Origin of the sequence: Streptomyces sp. 71268 (assembly GCF_029392895.1) — a bacterium.
Taxonomy (GTDB): domain Bacteria; phylum Actinomycetota; class Actinomycetes; order Streptomycetales; family Streptomycetaceae; genus Streptomyces.
The window spans coordinates 2,568,232-2,588,056 of record NZ_CP114200.1 but is presented as its reverse complement, the minus strand read 5'-3'; the positions used below and the strand labels follow the sequence as shown (position 1 = coordinate 2,588,056).

14 protein-coding genes are annotated in these 19,825 nt (G+C 73.8%); 9 read left to right on the top strand and 5 right to left on the bottom strand.

The features are described from left to right. Positions 1–41: 41 nt before the first annotated feature. The gene (locus OYE22_RS09365) at positions 42–824 is read right to left on the bottom strand and encodes an SDR family NAD(P)-dependent oxidoreductase (RefSeq protein WP_277319980.1); all 783 of its coding nucleotides are present in this window, start codon (positions 822–824) and stop codon (positions 42–44) included. Positions 825–1,125: 301 nt separating this feature from the next. On the opposite strand from OYE22_RS09365, the gene OYE22_RS09360 reads away from it, so the two are divergent. From OYE22_RS09360 to OYE22_RS09330, 7 genes are all read left to right on the top strand, one after another. After that, a complete protein-coding gene (locus OYE22_RS09360; RefSeq protein ID WP_277319979.1) occupies positions 1,126–2,127 on the top strand; it encodes a phosphotransferase in 1,002 nt (333 codons plus the stop codon). A gap of 264 nt (positions 2,128–2,391) precedes the next feature. Beyond that, positions 2,392–3,495, top strand: a complete 1,104-nt coding sequence (locus OYE22_RS09355; protein WP_277319978.1) for a Rieske 2Fe-2S domain-containing protein — start codon at positions 2,392–2,394, stop codon at positions 3,493–3,495. A 115-nt stretch (positions 3,496–3,610) separates the two neighbouring features. Further along, entirely contained in the window at positions 3,611–4,663 is a 1,053-nt protein-coding gene (locus OYE22_RS09350) for a Rieske 2Fe-2S domain-containing protein (protein WP_277319977.1), read from the top strand. Positions 4,664–4,755: 92 nt separating this feature from the next. Next, complete coding sequence (locus OYE22_RS09345) at positions 4,756–5,265, top strand: GNAT family N-acetyltransferase (RefSeq protein ID WP_277319976.1); 510 nt, start codon at positions 4,756–4,758, stop codon at positions 5,263–5,265. A 208-nt stretch (positions 5,266–5,473) separates the two neighbouring features. Further along, a complete protein-coding gene (locus OYE22_RS09340) occupies positions 5,474–6,130 on the top strand; it encodes a TetR-like C-terminal domain-containing protein (RefSeq protein ID WP_176164072.1) in 657 nt (218 codons plus the stop codon). A 268-nt stretch (positions 6,131–6,398) separates the two neighbouring features. After that, complete coding sequence (locus OYE22_RS09335; RefSeq protein WP_277319975.1) at positions 6,399–7,022, top strand: TetR-like C-terminal domain-containing protein; 624 nt, start codon at positions 6,399–6,401, stop codon at positions 7,020–7,022. A gap of 406 nt (positions 7,023–7,428) precedes the next feature. Continuing rightward, positions 7,429–9,678, top strand: coding sequence for a LuxR C-terminal-related transcriptional regulator (locus tag OYE22_RS09330; RefSeq protein WP_277319974.1), 2,250 nt, complete (start codon positions 7,429–7,431; stop codon positions 9,676–9,678). Positions 9,679–9,896: 218 nt separating this feature from the next. On the opposite strand, the gene OYE22_RS09325 is transcribed toward OYE22_RS09330, so the two are convergent. The 3 genes from OYE22_RS09325 to OYE22_RS09315 form a co-directional block, all read right to left on the bottom strand. Beyond that, positions 9,897–10,997 carry a polyprenyl synthetase family protein gene (locus OYE22_RS09325; RefSeq protein ID WP_277319973.1) on the bottom strand — a complete coding sequence of 367 codons (1,101 nt, stop codon included), beginning with the start codon at positions 10,995–10,997 and terminating at the stop codon, positions 9,897–9,899. 613 nt (positions 10,998–11,610) lie between these two features. Continuing rightward, a complete protein-coding gene (gene pcaB / locus OYE22_RS09320) occupies positions 11,611–13,074 on the bottom strand; it encodes a 3-carboxy-cis,cis-muconate cycloisomerase (RefSeq protein ID WP_277319972.1) in 1,464 nt (487 codons plus the stop codon). Further along, entirely contained in the window at positions 13,071–15,308 is a 2,238-nt protein-coding gene (locus OYE22_RS09315; protein ID WP_277319971.1) for an FAD/NAD(P)-binding protein, read from the bottom strand. Before OYE22_RS09315 ends, pcaB begins: the two co-directional genes overlap by 4 nt. 292 nt (positions 15,309–15,600) lie before the next feature. Here OYE22_RS09315 and OYE22_RS09310 point away from each other — a divergent pair, with 292 nt between their 5' ends. Continuing rightward, complete coding sequence (locus OYE22_RS09310) at positions 15,601–17,220, top strand: AMP-binding protein (RefSeq protein WP_277319970.1); 1,620 nt, start codon at positions 15,601–15,603, stop codon at positions 17,218–17,220. Between the two features lie 248 nt (positions 17,221–17,468). After that, the gene (locus OYE22_RS09305) at positions 17,469–18,809 is read left to right on the top strand and encodes an FAD-dependent oxidoreductase (RefSeq protein WP_277319969.1); all 1,341 of its coding nucleotides are present in this window, start codon (positions 17,469–17,471) and stop codon (positions 18,807–18,809) included. A gap of 109 nt (positions 18,810–18,918) precedes the next feature. Here OYE22_RS09305 and OYE22_RS09300 read toward each other — a convergent pair whose 3' ends face one another. Further along, on the bottom strand, positions 18,919–19,767 hold the full coding sequence (locus OYE22_RS09300) for an NmrA family NAD(P)-binding protein (RefSeq protein ID WP_277319968.1): 849 nt from the start codon (positions 19,765–19,767) through the stop codon (positions 18,919–18,921). Between the last annotated feature and the right edge of the window lie 58 nt (positions 19,768–19,825).

Below are 19,825 nucleotides of genomic sequence, written 5' to 3'. Positions count from 1 at the left end.
GGGCGGGGTGCGGCGGGGCGGTGGCGGGTCGGGGGTGGCTGTCAGACGGCCTTGACCAGCCCGTCGTCCACCCGGACGTCGGCACCGGCGATGCTGGCCGCCTGGCCGGAGAGCAGGAAGGCGACGAGCGAACCGATGTGGGCCGGCTCCGCGATGTGCCCGGTCGTCAGCCCGAAGCGCTTCGGCAGGTGGGCCACCACCTCGTCCTGCGGGACGCCGAACGCCGCGGCCAGGATGGCCGCCGGGCCGTCCGGGTCGGTCCAGCGCTCGATGTTGATCGGGCCGGGCGAGACGGTCAGGGCCCGCACTCCCTGCGGTCCGAACTCCTGGTCCAGCGCCTTGGTCAGCGCGTTCAGCGCCGCCTTGGCCGCCCCGTAGTCCACCGTCGTGGGCGCCGGGACGCGGGCCGCCGTCGAGGAGATGTTGACGATGACGCCGCCTTGGCGCAGCAGGTGCGGCAGGGCGGCCCGGGTGACGCGCACGGCGCTGGTGAAGTTGAGGTCCAGCGTCCGCTGCCATTCGGCGTCGTCCAGGGCGAGGAAACCGCCCGAGTTGTAGGTGTCCTTGCCACCCACGTTGTTGACGAGGAAGTCGAGCCCGTCCAGCGTGTCCGCGGCCTCCGCGACCAGGTCGCGCGGCCCGTCGGGCGCGGTGACGTCGCACGCGATCGGAACGGCGCCGGATTCCTTCAGCGCGGGCGTGAGGGTGCGCGCGCAGCCGGCCACGCGCACACCCTCCGCCAACAGGGCCTTGGTGATGGCGAGACCGGTGCCGCGGCTGGCGCCGGTGACGAGGGCCTTCTTGCCGGTGAGGTGGAGGTCCATAGCTTCTGGTGCACTTCCTCCGAAGTAGCCCGCGAGAGGGCCTCACGGGGTGAACAGTGGTGAAACGCACGTAAGTTACCCATGCCGGGCAGAGGTCAAAGCGCGCCGCGTCTCCCGTACGCAGCGCGCCCCCGCCCCGCGCACCGGCGCGCGCCCACACGCGCTCCCGCCCCGCCCACGCGCTCCCGCTCCGCCCGCGCGCGTGGCCGGCCGGGGGTGTCGGGGCGCCGGGGCGCACGGGAGGGCGCTCGGCGGGCGGAACTGGCGTGCGTGGGGGACAGGGCGCCGCTACGGTCGCGGCATGCAGGACCGACCCGATCTCGATGAGCGCGCCGTGCGACAGGCCCTCGACGCCTGGGGGATGGGCGGCGCGCACCTCACCTACGCGCCCGTCGGCTTCGGCGACTACCACTGGGTCGCCGAGACCGGCGCCGGTCGCCGCGCCTTCGTCACCGTCGCCGACCTCACGCACAAGGACCAGTGGGGCAGCGGCCCGGACGCCGCCTTCGCCGGGTTGCGCGCGGCGATGGAGGCGGCCGTCGCGCTGCGCGCCCAACCGGGCCGCGACTTTGTCGTGGCCCCGCTGACCTGCCGGGACGGCGCGGCCATCCAACGCCTCGGCCCCCGGTTCGCGATCAGCGTCTTCCCGTACGAGAGCGGCGAGGCGGGCGCGTTCGGGCAGGAGCTGTCGCAGGACGAGCGTGGCGAGGTGCTCGACCTGCTGGCGACCCTGCACCGCAGCGCGGTACCCGAACCCCTCGCCGACCTCCCGCCGGAGTCGCCCACGGGCGAGGCGCTGCGGCGGGCGCTGGCCGAGTGCGGGCGCCCGTGGCACGGCGGCCCGTTCGCGGAGCCGGCGCGGGAACTGGTGGCCGGGGCCGCCGCCGCGCTGCGCGAGCGGCTGGCCGCGTTCGACGGGTTGGCGGCCGAGGTGGCCGGGCGGGGCGCGCGGCGTGTGGTCACCCACGGCGAGCCGCACCCGGGCAACGTGCTGTGGCGCGCCGGTTCGGGCCGCGCGGGCGGCCGGCCGCTGCTCGTGGACTGGGACACGGTGCGGCTCGCCCACCCCGAGCGCGACCTGTGGCTGGTGGCCACCGGCCCCGCCGACCTGGACCGGTACGCGCGGGCCAGCGGGCACACCCCGGACCCCTCGGCGCTGGCCCTGTACGCGCTGCGCTGGGACCTGGGAGACGTGGCCGAGTACCTGACCTGGTTCCGGGGGCCGCACGAGCGCACGTCGGACACCGAGGCCGGCTGGTCGGGACTGCGCGAGACGGTGGCGCGGTTGACGGCTGGCGGCTGACGCGCTGGCATGCCCCGCGCGGACGTCCGACACCCGCCGCGCGCTCCCCTAACCACCCCCACGCTCGTCGCCCCACTCGCCCCGGCGGGTGGCGCGCCACGCCGCCCCGCCGTGGGACCGCCCCGCGTGCCCCCTACGTGCCCCCACCCGCTCCGGCCCCACCGGTTGCCGTGAGCGCCCGGTCGGGAAGGGCTGCCAACAGGCCACGGGCGGTGCGGTGACGCGCCGCCGACGAGCCAGGGCGGCAGCGCGGAAAGGGGCGGCATGCGGGTCAGGAAGACGGGTTGGTACGACCGGGGAGAGGCGGGCCTGCCACCCTCGATGGCGCGGCTCGCCCCCAGGGGGCCGTACGCGGACGGCTGGTTCCCCCTCGCCACCAGCGGTGAGCTGCGGCGGGGGCAGGTGCTGACCCGGCGCCTGATGGACGAGGACGTCGTGCTCTACCGGTCGGCCAGTGGGAAGGCCCGCGCGACGATGGCGCACTGCCCGCACATGGGCGCCCACCTCGGCTACGGCGCCACCGTGTGCGGCGAGGACATCCGCTGCCCGTTCCACCACTTCCAGTTCGGTCCGGACGGGGCGTGCGTGCGCACCGGCTACGGTACGCCGCCGCCCGCCAAGGCCCGGCTGGCCACCCTGGAGTGCCGCGAGATCGAAGGTCTGGTGTTCGTGTGGCGGCACGCGCTGGGCAAGCCGCCGCAGTGGGAACTCGACGTCCGCTCGGGCGAGGGGTTCTCCCGCCCGTACCCCACGGTCCGGGCGCTGGTGGAGTATCCGCAGGACGTCATCGAGAACATCGTGGACTACGGGCACTTCGGGCCGATCCACGGCATCCGGCACGAGGTGGTCGAGGAGCCCTGGTTCGACGGCCACCGGATGGGCACCACCTACCGGTTCCACCCGGCCAAGGGCGCCGACGACTCCGCGCGGGTGTCCTCCGTCGCGCCCCTGGTCAAGGTGGTCGTCCAGGGCATCGGCGTCGGGTACACGGAGATCGAGGTGGCCAAGCTCGGCCTGCAGATGCGCACCCGGTTCGCCGTCACGCCCGTGGACTCCGCCCATGTCGACCTGCGCCTGACCACCAGCGCCCGCTGCGCCCGGCTCGGCCCGCGCGGCGCGGCCGGGCTGCCGGCCGAACTCGCCGCCAGGGTCCTGACCTGGCTGTTCTGGTTCGACACGCGCAAGGACTTCCCGATCTGGGAGCACCGCAGGTACGCCCAGCAGCCACGGCTGGCCAAGGGGGACGGGCCGGTCGTGAAGTTCCGCCGCTGGTCGCGGCAGTTCTACAGCGCCGAGGGGAGCGCCGACATACGGGCGGGGGCGGCCGACGCCGGCGACCCGCCGGCCGCCGAGGAGCCCACGGGCTAGCGAAACGCGCGGCGCGGAGCGCGGCCGAAGCGTCCGGGCCGCGACCACACCACGCCGCCAGCGAGCGGTACGGCACGAGACGGGCGTACATGACGAGCGTGACGAAGGGTGCACCATGAGCAGGTGGAAGCGGCGCGAGCGGGACCCGAAGGACCCGGCCCGCGCTCCGTCGCCGAGCAAGGAACAACCCCAACTTCCGTACGCCAACGGCTGGTTCGCCGTGGCCACCAGCGGTGAGGTGCGCCCCGGCAAGGTGCTCGCCCGGCGGCTCAAGGGCGAGGACGTGGTCCTCTACCGCACCACGAGCGGCCGGTTGAGCGTGACGCGTCCGTTCTGTCCGCACCTCGGGGCCCATCTGGGCCACGGCGGGACGGTACGCGGCGACAACCTCGTCTGCCCCTTCCACCAGTTCCAGTTCGACCCGGAGGGGGTCTGCGTCAAGACGGCCTACGGCACCCCGCCGCCCAAGGCCCGGCTGGCCACCCTGGACTTCCGCGAGGTGGACGACCTCGTCTTCGTCTGGTCCCACGCCGAGGGGAAGGCACCCCAGTGGGAGGTCGAGAGCATCATGGGGGACGGGTTCCGCACGCCGCGGTGCACCCGGTTCCCGCTGGCGGCCCACCCGCAGGACGTCGCCGAGAACTTCGTCGACTTCGGGCACTTCGGCACGCTGCACAAGGTCAGCATGGCCCCGCTGGGAGGCCAGGAGACCGACGGGCACCTGATGCGGTTCCAGTACGAGATCTGCCCCGGTGGCGAGCGCGCGGGCGCCAAGCGGTACGCGACCCTGCCCGCGATCCGCGTGACACTGGAGGGGATCGGCAGCGTCCGGGTGGAGGCCGACGCCATGAAGTTCGGCTTCGAGCTGCGGGCCCGGATGTCCGTCACGCCCGTGGAGGCCGACCGGAGCGACATGCGGGTCTCCGTCGCCCTGCGGCCGACGGGCTCCGGCCGCCGGCCGGTCGCCTCGCTGGTGGCCGTCATGGCGCCGTACGTCTTCGCCCCGGCCGCCGCCGTGGACATCCGCCGCGACGCCGCCATCTGGGCCTACAGCAGGTACCAGGAACAGCCCCGGCTCGCGCAGGGGGACGGCCCGGTCATGCCGTTCCGGCGCTGGGCCCGGCAGTTCTACAGCGATCCGGAGCAGGCCCCGGCGAAGGCCGGCTGACGGGCCCGGCGCGGGCCCGGTTCCGCCCCGCGCGGCAGCCGGGCCCGCGAAACGCGCTTTCCCGACCCGCGCCCCCGCCCCAGAATGGGCGCATGATCAACAGGTTGGCGCGCCGGGACGAGCTTCCGGTGCTGCGGGACATCGAGCGGGTGGCGGGGGAGAGCTTCCGGGCGATCGGCATGCCGGAGATCGCCGACGACGAACCGCCCTCGCTCACCGAGCTCACCCACTACCAGCGGGCCGGGCGCTGCTGGGTGGTCGTGGACGACGGGGACTGGCCGGTCGCGTACGGGCTGACCGACCCGGTGGACGGGCGGCTGCACATCGAGCAGGTCTCGGTCCACCCGGACGTGGCCCGCCAGGGGGTCGGCCGCGGCCTCATCGACCACCTCGCGGCGCGCGCCGGGGCCGAGGGGCTGCCCGGGGTGACGCTCACGACCTTCGCGGACGTGCCGTGGAACGCGCCGTACTACGCGCGTCGCTGCGGGTTCCGGGTGCTGTCCGACGCCGAGGTGACGCCCGGGCTGCGGGAGATCCGGCGCCGGGAGGCGGAGATCGGCCTGGACCGCTGGCCCCGGGTGTGCATGCTGCGCGAGCGCTGACCGCCCGGCGGTGAACGGGCCGACCCGGCCCTCCGGGGGCCGTGGCGGCGGGGCCGACCGGGCCTGTGGTCGGTTTATGTCCGATCCGTGGAACTGATCGTATGGTCGATCGTTGCTATCCTCGGGGGGCTAAGCGTGGCTGTGGTACGGACGTTCCACGGCGGTGAAGCCCTCACGGGGAGCGTGTAGGCCAGTGGACAAAGACGGTATGACAGTCGGCGTGACGGGCCGGGGGCCCGATCCGCGCGCGGAACGGAGCCGGGCCGCGGCGCTCGCCGCTGCCCAGGAACTGCTGATCGAAGAGGGCTGGGCGGCGGTCACCCATGTTGCCGTCGCGGCCCGTAGCGGCGTCGGCCGCACCACCCTCTACCGGCACTGGCCCGACTCGGCGATGCTCATCCGCCAGTTGCTCGCCCAGCTGTTCCAGATCGACCACTCCTCCCGCACGGGCGACCTGCGCGAGGACCTGATCTGTGAGCTGCGGGCCTTCCAACTCCTGCTGGAGAACCCGACCGGCGACCGCGCGCTGCGCGTGATCATCGACCAGGCGTCGATCGACGCGGAGTACGCCGAGGTCCTTGAGCAGTGCCGGCACAAGGGCGCCGAGGTGCTGACGGCGATCATCGAGCACGGCCGCGAGCAGGGCGACCTGCCGGCCCGGCTCGGTACGGAGGAGGCCATCGGGCTGCTGCTCGGGCCCATGTTCTTCCGCCGGCTGGTCGCCAACAGCGGCTTCGAGCGCGACTACGTGACCGAGTTGGTCGACGGCTTCCTGCGGGCGTACGCGGTGGAGGTGCCGCCGGAGTCGCAGCGCGAGCTGACCCCGGAGCGGCGGGCCGAGCCCGTGGCGGGCGCCGCGTACTGATCCGCGAGCGTGCGGGCCGGCCCCTCGGGGCCGGCCCGTGCCGTATCCGCGCGGGCGCGGCCCGTGGCGCGCGTGCCGTGGGCGTCCAGCGGTGCGGTGGCGGCCGTCGCGCAGCGCTTCCCGCCGGTCGCGCTCAGCGCTCAATTCGCGCCGCGATAGGGGTTTGACCAGGCCCAAAAAGCCCTCGTGGGGGCGGGCGAGGTAGGCGCCCAGTAGGGGTCTGGTGCAAACTGCTCCACATTAGTCAGTTCAGCGTGGAGCGTGATGCATGGCGAAGACGGACGGCGCGGCGGTCGGTGTGACGCACCGGGGGCCCGATCCGCGTGCGGAGCGCAGCCGGGCCGCGGCGCTCACGGCGGCGCAGCAACTGCTGATCGAGGACGGTTGGGCCGCGGTGACGCACGTCGCCGTGGCGGCGCGCAGCGGGGTCGGCCGGACCACGCTTTACCGGCATTGGCCGGAGTCGGCCATGTTGATCCGTGACGTACTCGCCCGCTCCTTCGAGGTCGAACATTGCGCGCCGACGGGCGACTTGCGGACCGATTTGATCTCTGAATTGCAGGCGTTTCGCAGCATGCTGCTCGATTCTGTGGCCGAGCGTGCGCTGCGAGTGATGATCGAGCGGGCCGCGGCCGACCGGGCCAGCGCCATCATCCTGGAAGATTGCCACCGCAAAGGTACGGAACTCATACGGGAAATTGTCGAGGCGGCGAAGGTTCGGGGCGAGCTGTCGCCGGACCTGCCCACGGACGCCGCGATCGACAAGCTGGCCGGCCCGATGCTCTTCAAGAGGCTGTTTTTCAACGGAACGTTCGATGACGGCTATGTAACCGATCTCGCGGACCGCTTCCTCGCCACCTACGCGCTTCCGCAGGTCCGGGGCACGGACTGACCTCGCGCGCCCGGGTCCGGGCGCGACGCACAAGCAAAGCCCGCTATGCTCGACGGCCAGATGTTTCAGTGAGACTCCAGCGGCGCTCTATTCGTGCCGCAGACCCTGGTGAAGTCTGCTCTATGAAACATCTTGTACCGCGCACGGGGGAGAGCGAACGGAGGCGCTCATCGGGGGGTCTGGCGAGCCCGGTGTCACAGGACTGATGAGTGTGCTCGTGTTGCTGCCCTTGGCCGGAGGCGACGTGGCCTGAAGTCATGGCGGGAGTGATTTCGTGAACCAGCTCATGGATAGCGGTGTCTGCGAGGCAATTCCCATATTGTCCGTAACGAACCGTGAGAAAATGCACCAACCCCGTTCTGCCCGGTTATTCGGAAGGGAAGGGGAAATTGCCGAACTCTGCGGAATGCTGCACGATCCCGGAATCCGGCTACTGACCATCACCGGACCCGCCGGCGTGGGCAAGAGCGCACTGGCGAACGCCGTGCTCGCCACGTCGGTGCCCTATGCCGCCGACGGCATCATCAAGGCCGACCTCGCGTCGACGGGCAGCCGCACCATCGCCTGGCGGCAGGTGGCGGCGGCGCTCGGCATCGGCGGTGACGCGGCGGCGCTCGCCCTCCCGGAGCTGGTCGGCTCCGAGATCGGCGATCGCGAGCTGCTGCTCGTCCTGGACAACTGCGATCTCGTGGCACCGCTGCTGTCCACCGACATAGCGGCGCTGCTGCGCGCTTGCCCGGCGCTACGCGTATTGCTGACCAGTCGCATTTCCCTTGAGGTGTACGCCGAGCACCTGTTCCCCGTGGCGCCCTTCCCCGTGGGTTCCGGGGGGCGGACTCCGTACAGCTCGGTGGCGGTGCAACTGTTCATCGACCGGGTGCGGGCGCATTACCGCAGCGACGTGTTGCACGGCGGCGAACTGCACAACATCGCCGAGATCTGCGAACTCCTCGACGGCGTGCCGTTGGCCATCGAGGTGACCGCGCGGGCCGTGGGCACGCTCAGCCCGCGGGCGCTGCTCGAACAACTGCGGCGCGGGGCCCACCCGTACAACAGCCGTCTCCTCGACGTGCCGACCCGTCACCAGTCGGTACCCGGGGCGCTGTCCTGGGGCGACCAGGCGCTCTCCGCCGAGGAGCGGGCGCTGCTCCAGCGACTCGCGGTGTGCGAGACCTCCATCGACCTGCCCACCGCGCAGCGACTGGGCAACCTGTCGCTGATGCAGGCGGCGCGCAGGTTGGATTCGCTGGTGCACAAGAGCCTGTTGGTGAGCGCCAAGCGGGAGGGGGGCGAGCCGGAGTTCCGGATGCTCACCGCGACCCGCAACTACTACCGCAAGCGGCTCGCGCAGGACCCCGAGGAACAGGCCGAGGCGCGGAACCGGCACGCCGACCACTACGCGAAGTTCGCCGTCGCCGCCGAACGCGGGCTGCGCATCGCGGAGGAGCGGGCCCACTGGCTCGCGCTCGCGCAGACCCGGCTGGCCGACATCCGCACCGCGATCCGGCGGCTCCAGGCCAAGGGGGAGCACGCCACCGCGGTCCGTACGCTGCTCGCCCTCGAAGAGGCGTGGGTCGTGCACAACGAGCTGCGCGAGTCCGCGGGGATACTGTCCCGCTCCGTCACCGCCCTGGAGGCGGCCGACGTACGGGACGCGCGGGACGCGGCGCTGCTGGCCGACGCGTTGGAGACGGCGGGTCGGTGGGCGATGGCGGGCGAGGAGCTCCAGAGCGCCCGGGCGTTGCTGACCCGGGCCGCCGAGCTCTACCGCGGCACGGGGGACCCCGGCGGGCGGGCCCGGGTGGCCACGCTCCAGGGGGAGCTGCTGCGGCGCGCGGGGGACAACGAGGCGGCCGAACGGCAGGCCGAGTTCGCCGTGACCGAGCTGGACGCGATCGGCGACGTCAGGAACGCGGCCGCCGCACGGCGCCTGCTGTCCCTGGTACGCGCCGCGAGCGGCAAGCCGGAGGCGGACGCACCGCTGGTGCGGGCCCTGGAGGAGTTGCGGTCCCTGGAGGAGCCGTACGCCCGGGCCGTCGCGCTGGTCCACCTGGCCCGGGTACGGCTGGCCACCGGCCGGTCGGCGGAGGCGTACACCACGGTCCGCGAGGCCATGGAGATCCTCACCCGGTACATCGGCGGCCCGGCCGATGTGGTGCTCGCGCTGGAGACAGCGGCTCGCTCGGCGCCGAGCGGAGGCGGCACGGAGCGAGCGCACGTCCTACGGTTGTTGGGGCTGGCCAAGGCGTTGCGGGAGCAGCACGAGCTGCCGCCGAGCGCGGACGGGGCCGCGCTGCGGTCGCTGACCGACCAGTTGCGGGAGGCCACGGGGGACGCGGCCGACGGTGACAGTGGTCGGACCGCCACCGCGGTGGACACGCCCACGCTCTACTCGGCGCTGGCCACCGCGCTGTCGGCGCCGGTGCCCAAGCCCGTCGAGGGCCCGGGGACCGACGCCAGGCTGGCCGGGCTCACCCCCCGGCAGCACCAGATCGCGGAGCTGGTCGCCGAGGGCATGACCAACCGCCAGATCGCCCGCTCGCTCGAGCTGTCGGAGTGGACGGTCGTCAACCATCTGCGCCAGGTGATGAACAAGCTGGAGTGCCCCTCCCGCGTGCACGTCACCCGCATCGTGCAGCAGACGGCCGCGGGATAGCACCACGCACCACCCTGCCGGGCCCGGCGCACCCGACGGTGCCGGGCCCGGCGCTTTTCTGCTCTGCCTGACCCCGGCCGGTCCTGGCCGGGCTGACCGGCCCCGCCCGGCCCCGCCCGGCTGGCCGGCCCTGCGAGCGAGCCTGACCGGCTTCGGCCGGCCCCGCCCCGCCCCGAGCGCGCGCCCGGCGCACGCGGTGGGGTGGGCGCGGGCCCGGCTCACTTCACCCGGTACGCCGCCGCCCGCGCCATCGCGTGCAGCTCGGCGGCCCACTCGGCCGGGAGCGCCGCGCTCACCGCGTCGTTGGCGACCTTCAGCCGCTCCTCGATGACCGACTCGACGCGGTCCTTCATGCCCGTCTTCAGGAGCAGCGCGTGCAACTCCTCGGGGTCCGTGTTCGGCAGGTCGTCACCGACCAGCGCCTTGACCTCGGGCTCGTCCTGGAGGGCGAAGGACATCAACAGCGTCATCTTGTGCTGCTTGAAGTCGAGACGGGCCGGCTTGCCCGTGATGTCCGTGTCGCCGAACGCGTCCAGCAGGTCGTCGCGCAACTGGAACGCCTCACCGAGCGCGAGCCCGTACTCCTCGAACGGGGTCAGCAGCTCGGGCGAGCCGCCCGCCAGCATCGCGCCCACCGCCAGCGGCCGGTAGACGGTGTAGCGGCCGGACTTGAACAGGGCTATCCAGCGGGCCAGCGGGATGTCCGGCTGGAACCTGGCGGCGGCCCGCACGTCCAGGAACTGGCCCACCATCAGCTCCGTCGACAGCTCGCCCCACACCGAGCGCGCGGCCGGCGGGCAGTGGGCGAGCAGCCGCTCGGCGTAGACGATGGCGAGGTTGCCGGCGAGCATCGCCACGCTCTGCCCGTAGTGCCGGGCGTCGCCGTGCCAGTCGCGCTCGCGGTGCAGCGTGGCGTGCAGCACGTGCGCGGTGGGCCCGCCGCGCCGCAGCTCCGACTCGTCCAGCACGTCGTCGTGGAGCAGCGCCGAGGTGTGCATCAACTCCAGCGCGGCGGCGGCGTCCACGGCCACCTGGGACTCGGGGTCGCCACCGGCGGCGAGGTAGGCCGCGATGCAGAACGCCGGGCGCAGCCGCTTGCCGCCGCTTTCGACCATGGCGCCGACGCAGTCCACCAGCTCCAGCGCGTCCGGGTTCTGCTCGCTCCAGTACGCCCGCTCCTGCGCGAGCAGCGCCGCCAGCCGCTCCTCGACCCGGGCGAGCATGCGGTCGCGCAGCTCCCCCGGTGTGCCCTGACGGGACGGTGTGCCCCGACCGGCGTCGGTGTTGGCCACGGTGGTCGTCGCCTCGATGGATGTCACAACAAGCTCCCCGGCATGGCGGAAGACAGAGTCCTCGGTGGTGGTCGTGCGGGTGTCGGCGCCGTGGCCGACGGTGTCGCGCTGTCGCGTCCGGCTCACCCGGGTCGCGGCCTGGCGCGTCGACGGTGATCTGGGTGATCTGGGCGTGCTAGGCGGTCTGGCGGCTCGGCAAGGATCTCAGGTGGCTGCCCGGTGGCGGTGTCTGCTCCGTGGCGGGCGGGAGCCAGGGTGGGGCGCCGGGGGCGCGTCTGGGGTGGGGGACTGGGGTGGCCCCGTCACCCGGGCCGCGCGGGACGCCGACCCGGGCCGGCCGGGGCGTTTGCCGCGCGGAGCGGCCCACGACGCCGCCGCCCGGGCCCGTCCCGGAGGCCGGTCCGGCCGGGGCGTGTGGACGGTGCGTACGAGCCTGTGCGTGCTGCGAGCGCCCGGCGTGCGCGGTGGTGCGGTCGTGGTCGTCTGAGTGGTCGCCGGGAGCGGCGGCGGGGTCGGCGAGTACGGCACGGTGCCGTGCTCCGGCGGCGGGTCGGCCGCCTGGGCAGCGCGACGTGGCCGCCGCGGCGCGCCAACGCGCCGGCGTCGCGGTGGCCTTCGCCCGCCTGTCCCGGTCCATGGGTCAATCCTGCGGTTCTGGGCTGCTCGGGGCCATGACAACGTCCTGCCAGCGGCCGGGGCGCGGCCTGGTCAGCGCGCGGTCCACCAGCGCGCCGGCGGCACCGGTGTAGTGCGTCGGCTCGACCAGGTCGGCCAGGCGCGCGGCCGACAGGTGCCGGGTCACCTCGGGCAGCTCGCCGAGCACGGCCTCAAGGGGGCGTCCGGAGGCCGCGGCGTCGGCGGACGCCCGGCTGAGCACCTGCCGGGCGGTGGCCTTGCCGAGCAGCGGCGCCAGCGCCGCCGCGATCCGTTCGGAGACGAGCTGGCCGCCGGTCAGGTCGAGGTTGGCGCGCATCCGGTCGTGGGCGACGGCCAGGTTCTCGGCCAGCTCCACGGCGTGCGCCGCCGCGCCGCCCGTCAGCCGCAGACACGCGCGCAGGGGCTCCCACTCGGCGTGCCAGCCGCCGGCCGACCGCTCGTCCTCGACGGCCATCGCACCGGTCACCGTGGCCGCGAGCTGCGGCACCTGGAGCGCGGCGGAGCGGATCACGGTGGCCAGCACCGGGTTGCGCTTGTGCGGCATCGCCGACGAGGCGCCGCGCCCGGCGACCGCGCCCTCACGCACCTCGCCGACCTCGGTCCGGGTCAGCGACTGCACGTCCACGGCGATCTTGCCGAGCGCGCCCGAGGTGAAGGCGAGCGCGGCGGCCAGGTCGGCCATCGGGGTGCGCAGCGCGTGCCAGGGCAGCACCGGCTGGGCCAACCCGGTCTCGGCGGCGAAGGCGGCGGTCAGCTCGTACGCGTACGAGGCCGCGCCCGGCGAGCCGTGCCCGTGTCCCGCGTACTCCAGGTAGCCGGCCAGCGTGCCGGCCGCGCCGCCGAGTTGGACCGGGAGCTGTTCGCGCACCCGGCGCAGCCGCTCCGCCGCGTCGAGCACGAGCCACATCCAGCCGGCCGCCTTGAGACCGAAGGTGGTGGGCACGGCGTGCAGGGTCAGGGTGCGGCCGGCCATGGCCGTGTCCCGGTGCCGCTCGGCGAGGCCGGCCAGCGCCTCGGCGGTCCGGTCGAGATCGGGGATGACCAGGCCGAGGGCCCGGTCGGCGACCAGCATCGCGCCGGTGTCGAAGATGTCCTGGCTGGTCGAGCCGCGGTGCACGTACTCGGCCGCCGCCGCGTCGCGCGCGGCGACCACCGAGGTGAACTCCCGCACGAGGCCGACCACCGGGTTCGCCGCCTCGCGGGCGCTTCGGGCCAGCGCGAACAGGTCCAGGTGCGTGGCGCGCGCCGCGTCGCTGATGGCCCGGGCCGCCGTGGCCGGCACCGTGCCGAGCCGGGCCTGGGCCCTGGCCAACGCCGCCTCCGCGTCCAGCATGGCCTGGAGCCAGGCGTGGTCGGTGACGGCCGCCTCCACGGGCGTGCCGGCGCGCACGGGCGAGAGCAGCCCCGCGTCGGCGAACTCGTCGCCGCGCGCCCCTTCCGCGCTCATCGGTCGGCCGCCCGCGCCGCGAGCGCCGGGGCCGGCGCGTCCGGCGCGCGGGTCGGGTCGTCACCGAGCACGGCCCGCGCGATGGCGTCCGAGTCGCTGAGGATCACCGAGCCCACGCCGGGCCGGATGCCGGCCGCCGTCACCCAGTGCACGGCCTCGGTGGGCACGCCGTACGCGAACCGCCGCGGGTGGGGCACGCCGTGCGCGTCCAGCAGTCGGTAGGGGCGCTCGGTGACGGCCAGCCCGCCGGTCTCGTACGCCGTGCCGTCCGTGGCCGGCAGCCGGTACGGGGCGCACTGGCCGGTGGCGAGCAGGTGGCGCAGCAGCGGATCGGCCGTGCGGCGCAGGTCGATCTCCGGCAGCCGCGCCTCGATCAACACCCGGGCGGTGACCCGCGAACCGGGCACGGCCGGCGACTCGGCGACGAACGCGCCCGCGTCAGTGTCGGCCTCGATCCGCAGCGCGGGCCCGGCCACGCGCAGCGTGCCCGCCTCGATCAGCGCCACCAGCTCCTCGATGCGCCGGGCGGGCGGGCCGATGGACAGGTAGGCGTTGAGCGGGGTGTACCAGCGGTCCAGGTCGGCGCGGTAGGAATCGCCGCTCAGGCCGCCGTGGTCGACCGCGAGCCGCAGCTCGTTGCGCAGGTCGCGCAGGACGTCGAGGGCGGCCTTGAGCGGGCCGCTGACGTTGCCCGCCCGGGCGGCCGCCAGGTCGCCGCGCAACTGGTCGAGCAGCCAGTCCCGGAAGTCGTCCGGGCCGCTGAACTCGCGCTCCGCGTAGGGCTGCTCGATGGCCGACCAGTCCCACCACTCGGCCGGTGGGATGCCGAACGCGGTCAGCAACTCCGCGTCGGCGGCGCTGACCGGCGGGTGGGCGGACGCGGGGCCGGCCGGCTGGCCCGCGCTGCCGGACGCGCCACGGGCGGTGTCGGGGCGGGCGTCATCGGGGTGGGCGGTGTCGTACGCCGTCGCCGCGCCGTCCGCCGCGTGCGCGAGGTAGCGCTCCCGGAACGTGGCGACCCGTTCGGCCTCGCCGCGCGCGGTCAGCAACGCGCTGTAGTAGACGGTCTCGACCTCGCGCGCCACCAGCGGCCACAGCGTCTCGCGGAAGGCGAGCCCGGGGGTGCCGGCCGCCTGCGCGCGCAGCTTGGCTATCAGCTCCGGGGTGAGCAGGAACGGCTCGTGGCGGCCCTCGACGCCCTTCTCGTTCTCGCCCCGCGCGTGGTACGGCATGCCCCGGCGCGAGCCGGCGTACAACCGTGGCTCCCGGCCCGACGGCAGGTAGACCAGGCGGCCCGCGCGGCGCTCGTAACGGCCGCCACGGCCCTGCGTCAACAGGGCCATGTGATCGAAGAAGTTGAGCCCGAGCCCGCGCAGCAGCACGGTGTCGCCCGGTTCGACGCCCGAGAGGTCGGCGTCGGCCGGGTTGGCCGGCGGCACGTACACCAGGCCGTGCCGGTCGGCGAAGCCGGCCAGCTCCGCCTGTGCCGGCGACGGCTCGACGGGCAGGTGGCCCTGGGCCAGGACGACCGCGTCCAACCCTTCGAGCCGGGTGCCGTCCTCCAGCGTCACGGTCTGGGTGCCCGCCACCCCGTCGTCCAGCGCCACGGCCCGCCCGGCGTGCACGCGGACCGAGACCCGCGCGGGGGCGCCGGCGACGACGCGCCCGAAGGCCCATATGAGGTAGCTGCCGTACAGCGCGCGGGTCGGATAGGTGTCCGGGCCCAGCGCGGCGGCCTCGGCCAGGGTGGCGGCGTCGATCGGGTCGCCCGGGTCCGGGAGGCCGTAGGCGCCGTGTGTCGCTGTCCGCGATGTCTGGCCTGGCGGCGTGGGCGACGTGGAGGGCGTGCCGGAGGGCTCGGCGGCGCTGGCGGGTGCCTCGTGCGCCCGTCGTGCGCCCGGTTGTGGGGGCACGAACCCGGGGGGCGCCGCGGCACGCGCGCCGATCGCGCGGGCCCACTCGTAGAGACTGGGGCCCGGGGCCAGCGGGCCCGCCATGTCCACGCTGTCGTCGGTGAAGACGGTCACCTGGCAGGCCACGGTATTCATCAACAGGTGCCGGGACTGGTCGGTTCGCCATACCTGCCCGGGGCCCGGCACGTGCGGATCGACCACGTGCACGGTCAGCGCCCCGAGTGCCGGAAAATGCCGGGCATTGGCACAGAGCCGTTCCAGGACGGAGAGACCGCGCGGGCCCACCCCGATGACGCAGACATCGAGGCGCGTGCTGGCCATGCCGCTCTCCATTCCCCGTACGACGTGTCGCCGAGCGGATCGGCCCGTCCTGAGCGAACTGGCCACCGAGTCTTGGGGAAAGTACTCGCGCACGGTAGCGGCTAGTTCTTGCTATCTGACATGGTGGAGCTTGCCATGGGGCTTGCTATGGCCATTCGTGCAGGTCGGAGCCTACTTTGTGACAACTTCTAGCCTTCATAACCCCGGGCGACCAGCGCCTGCACGCACGCTGCGCGGCCACCCGCGCGGCCCGTCGTGAAGGTAATCCCGTTCCTAGGTGGGGAGAGCTGGAATGTCCTATCGGAAACACCCGCTGAACATCGCTGAGCTGTTTGAATGGCACGCGCAGGCCAAGCAGCAGACCGTCGCTTACCTGGACCGGCCCTTTGACATAGCCCCCGATCAGGGCACGCGTTTTGACGCCGCACAACTCGCCCACACGGTACGGGACTTCTCCGCCCGCCTTTATGCGGCGGGGGCCCGCGCGGGCGATCGCGTGGCCATTGTCAAGGAAAACCACCTGGACATGACGCTGGCCGCCGCCGCGGCGGCGCGCTTCGGGGCGATACCCGCGACCATCGCCGGGGCCAACACCCCGGAGAACCACCGCGCGATGATCGCCAAGCTGAAGCCCTCGGTCCTGGTGGTCTCGCCCTCCGCGCTGGCCGCCGCCGCCCGGGCGGGCGTCGAGCTGAGCGACCCGGGCACCAAGGTGATCGTCCTCGGCGAACTGGGCGACGGAGCCCCCAAGGACGCGCTGACGCTGAGCGACCTCGACGGTGCCGACGCCCCGCCGACCCGGCTGCGCGCCCCGCACGAGTCCATGCTCATCATGCACAGCTCCGGCACCACCGGCGTGCCCAAGCTCGTCGTTCACTCCGGCAACTCGCTGCTGGGCGGCGTGGCCCGGATGGAGCGCATCCGCTTCCCCGTCCTGGCCAGCAAGCACCGCGACGTGGCCGCCACCTCCGTCTCGTTCGCGCACGGCCGGATCGTCTCGTGGGTGATGGGGCAGTTCGTGCTCGCCCCGAAGAAGATCGTCATCATCTCCAAGCACGACCCCGAGGTCGCCGAGCGGATGATCGAGGAGCACCGGCCCACCTCCCTTGAGGCGTGCCCGAACATCTTCCAGCGCTGGGAGGAGCTGGCCTACCAGCGGCCGGAGATCTTCCGCCAGGTGCGGCTGTACGTCGGCACCTTCGACGCCATCCACCCGCGCACGGTGCGCACCTTCCTGAACGTCTCCAAGCGGCGCTTCCCGGTGTGGCTCCAGGGCTGGGGCCAGAGCGAGGTCGGCCCGGTCTGCTTCACGCTCTTCACCCGGAGCCGGATGAAGAAGATCTCCGACGACGCGTCGGTCACCAGCGACATCGGCTGGCCCTCGCCCGGCTTCAACAAGGTCAAGGTCGTCGACATCGAGACCGGCCGCAAGGTCGCCAAGGGCGAGCCGGGGCTGATGATGGTCGCCACCAAGGCCCAGTGCCTGGACTACGTCGGCGAGAGCGACCGGCACGCGGAGAAGGTCGACGGCCAGTGGTGGAACACCGGTGACGTCGGCGAGATGGACGCGCTCGGCCGCCTCAAGCTGGTCGACCGCGAGGTGGACATCATCCCCGGCACCAGCGGCATCGAGCTGGAGAGCATCCTGCTCGACCGGCTGCCCCGCGCCTCCGACGTGACCGTGCTCGGCGTGCCGGGCGAACTGCCCGTGCCCGTGCTGTCCATGGCCGACGACACGCTCGACCCGCAGGAGTGGGCCGCCGCGACCGCCGGGCTGCCCCCGATGGCCGAGCCGAAGCTCGTGCCCTGGGACCAGGTGCCGCGCACCGCGACCTGGAAGGTGCGCCGGCTCGACCTGCGCGAACAGGTGCTGGGCAGCAAGGAGGCCATCGGCTCCGGCCGCTGGACCTGACGGGACCTCGCGTCCGGCGCGGGGCCACGCCCCGCGCCGGACGCCGCCGCCGGCCCGCTCGCGGCCGGCCGGCGGGGGACGGGCGGCGCGGCCCGCGTGGCCGCGCGGCGACGCCCGGCAGACGACGAACCACCGACGAACCACCAACCGACGGGACCGGCCCGCGCGAGCACGCGGGCGGCACGACGCCGCCCGCGCCGCGCACCCGGGGCCGGGCCCCGCGGGAGCAACGCGTATGAGGAGCAGGAGTGGCTGACATCGACATAGCGGTGATCGGCGCCGGCATCGCCGGCCTGACCACCGCGTACCGGTTGACACAAGAGGGCCACCGGGTGGAGGTGTTCGAGTCCGAGGACGCGCCCGGTGGGCGGATGCGCTCCAGCCGCGTCGACGGCTACACCACCGACCGTGGCGCGGAGACGATCTCCCCGTACGGCTACCCGGCCACCTGGGAGTTCATCAGGGAACTCGGCCTGGACCGGGGCAACCAGATCCACCAGATCGAGCACCCGGTCGGCCTGTGGGACCAGGGCCGCAACCACCCGTGGGTGGGGCACCCCAAGGGCATGGTGCTCGGCGCTGGCCTGTCCGTCAGCGGGCGCGTCCAGTCCTTCCGCTCGATGCTGGGCGGCATGCGCCGCTCGGGCCAGGTCGACCCGGAATGGCCGGAGAACTCCAAGTACGGGAACATGACGCTCGCCGAGTTCGGCGCCCGGTACGGCCAGGAGATGGTCGAGCGCAGCCTCGCCCCGATCGCGCACACCGCCTTCGGCTGGCAGCCCGAGGTCAGCACGGTGGCCCCGCTGCTGGCCATCATGCAGGGCACCAAGGGCATCTTCCGCTGGCAGACCTACCGCGACGGCCAGGACACCATGGCCCGCACGCTGGCCAGCCGGGTCAAGGTGCACCTGTCGCGCTCGGTGGAGCGCGTGGTGCGCGAGGGCGACGAGGTGCGCGTCCACTTCGCCGACGGCACCGACCTGACGGCGCGCGCCGCGGTCCTCACCCAGCCGTCGCCGGAGATCCCCGCCGTCCACCCCGGACTCCCGGACGACGAGCGGCCGTTCATCGAGGCGTCCACCTTCACCACCATGATGCGCGTCGCGGTCCGCCTCGACCGCCCGCTGGAGCCGCGCCGCGACCCGAGCAACCCGCGCTCGTACGCGGTCGTCCTCGGCCCGAAGGAGGACTCGCTCTTCTCCGGCTGCACCATCGAGCACAACAAGTGCCCCGACCGGGTGCCGGCCGGCCGCGGCCTGGTCACCCTGCTGATCTCGCCGCGCCGCGTGCACGAGGTGTACGACCTGCCGGACGAGGAGGTGCTGGAGCGGGCGTTGGACGAGAGCACCCACTTCATCGACGGCCTGCGCTCGGCGTACGTCGGACACCACATCGTCCGCTGGCCCAACGGCCTGCCCGCCGCCCCGCCGGCCGCGCTCCGGCTGCGCGGCCGCTTCGTCCGCCGCTCGCCCCGGCCCATCGAGTACGCGGGCGACTGGCTCTACCTGCGTCCGAGCAGCGAGGCCGCCGTCGCCTCGTCGAAGCTCGCGGTGGACCGGGTGCACGCCTGGCTCTCGGGCCGGCGCTGACCCACGGGCGGCCCGCCGCCCCCGCGTGAGACTCGACCGACGGGCCCCGCCCGCCGGCCCGTTGAGGCCGGCGGGCGGGGCCTTCGGCTCGCCGCCGCCCGCCCGTACCTCAGCGGAAGGCGTCCGCGTGGTCGGTGACCCACTCGCGGAACGTCAGCGCGGGGCGCCCGAGCAGCCGCTCCACCGTGTCGGTGACCCGCTCCGGGGTCTCCACGAAGGACTTCCAGGCCCGCAGCCGGCCCGCCACGAACTCCGCGTTCCCCCACGCCGCGGTGAACTCCTCCCGCGCCACCTCCGCCGACATCTCCTCCCAGCGCACCCCCCGCCCGATCACCTCGCCGATGATCCGCACCTGCTCGACATGGGTGAGCGCGGCCGGCCCGGTGAGCAGGTGGGCCACCCCGTCGTGCCGCCGCCGGTCGGCGCCCTCGGCGGTGAGCGCGCGCACGGCGACCTCGGCGATGTCCCGCTCGTGGATGAGCGACCTGGCGGCCTGCCCGTACGGATAGCGCACCGTGCCCCGCCGTACCTGGTCCGCCCAGCGCAGCGCGTTGGCCGCGAAGTCGATGGCCCGCAGGAAGGTCCAGGTCACCCCGGAGTGCCGCAGGTGGCGCTCGATGGCCTGGTGGTACGACGTGGGCTCCTCGTCGTCCGCGAGGTCGGCCACGTCCGTCGAGAGGTAGACCACCCGCTGGGCCCGCTCGGTGATCACCTCAAGCACCCGCAGGTCCACCGGCAGCCCCGGCCACATCAGGTACACCCGCTCCACCCCGCGCACCGCCGCCGCCAGCGAGTCCGGGTCCCCCAGGTTCCCCCGTACCGCCTCCACCCCGCCCGGCAGCCTCGCCGCCCTCGGGTCCCGCACCAGTGCCCGTACGTCCACGTCCGCCCGCGCCAGCCCGGCGACGACGTGCCTGCCTACGGTGCCGGTCGCCCCGGTCACCAGGATCTTGGTCATACGAGGACCGTAGAACCTCAACCGTGGTTCAACTCAAGGGGGAGCCGGGCGGGGGAGC

Coding starts and splice junctions, on each gene's coding strand:
- OYE22_RS09315 (WP_277319971.1), bottom strand. CDS start 15,308: ATGGCCAGCACGCGCCTCGATGTCTGCGTCATCGGGGTGGGCCCGCGC.
- OYE22_RS09360 (WP_277319979.1), top strand. CDS start 1,126: ATGCAGGACCGACCCGATCTCGATGAGCGCGCCGTGCGACAGGCCCTC.
- OYE22_RS09335 (WP_277319975.1), top strand. CDS start 6,399: ATGGCGAAGACGGACGGCGCGGCGGTCGGTGTGACGCACCGGGGGCCC.
- OYE22_RS09340 (WP_176164072.1), top strand. CDS start 5,474: ATGACAGTCGGCGTGACGGGCCGGGGGCCCGATCCGCGCGCGGAACGG.
- OYE22_RS09350 (WP_277319977.1), top strand. CDS start 3,611: ATGAGCAGGTGGAAGCGGCGCGAGCGGGACCCGAAGGACCCGGCCCGC.
- OYE22_RS09310 (WP_277319970.1), top strand. CDS start 15,601: ATGTCCTATCGGAAACACCCGCTGAACATCGCTGAGCTGTTTGAATGG.
- OYE22_RS09365 (WP_277319980.1), bottom strand. CDS start 824: ATGGACCTCCACCTCACCGGCAAGAAGGCCCTCGTCACCGGCGCCAGC.
- OYE22_RS09300 (WP_277319968.1), bottom strand. CDS start 19,767: ATGACCAAGATCCTGGTGACCGGGGCGACCGGCACCGTAGGCAGGCAC.
- OYE22_RS09330 (WP_277319974.1), top strand. CDS start 7,429: ATGCTGCACGATCCCGGAATCCGGCTACTGACCATCACCGGACCCGCC.
- OYE22_RS09355 (WP_277319978.1), top strand. CDS start 2,392: ATGCGGGTCAGGAAGACGGGTTGGTACGACCGGGGAGAGGCGGGCCTG.
- OYE22_RS09345 (WP_277319976.1), top strand. CDS start 4,756: ATGATCAACAGGTTGGCGCGCCGGGACGAGCTTCCGGTGCTGCGGGAC.
- pcaB (WP_277319972.1), bottom strand. CDS start 13,074: ATGAGCGCGGAAGGGGCGCGCGGCGACGAGTTCGCCGACGCGGGGCTG.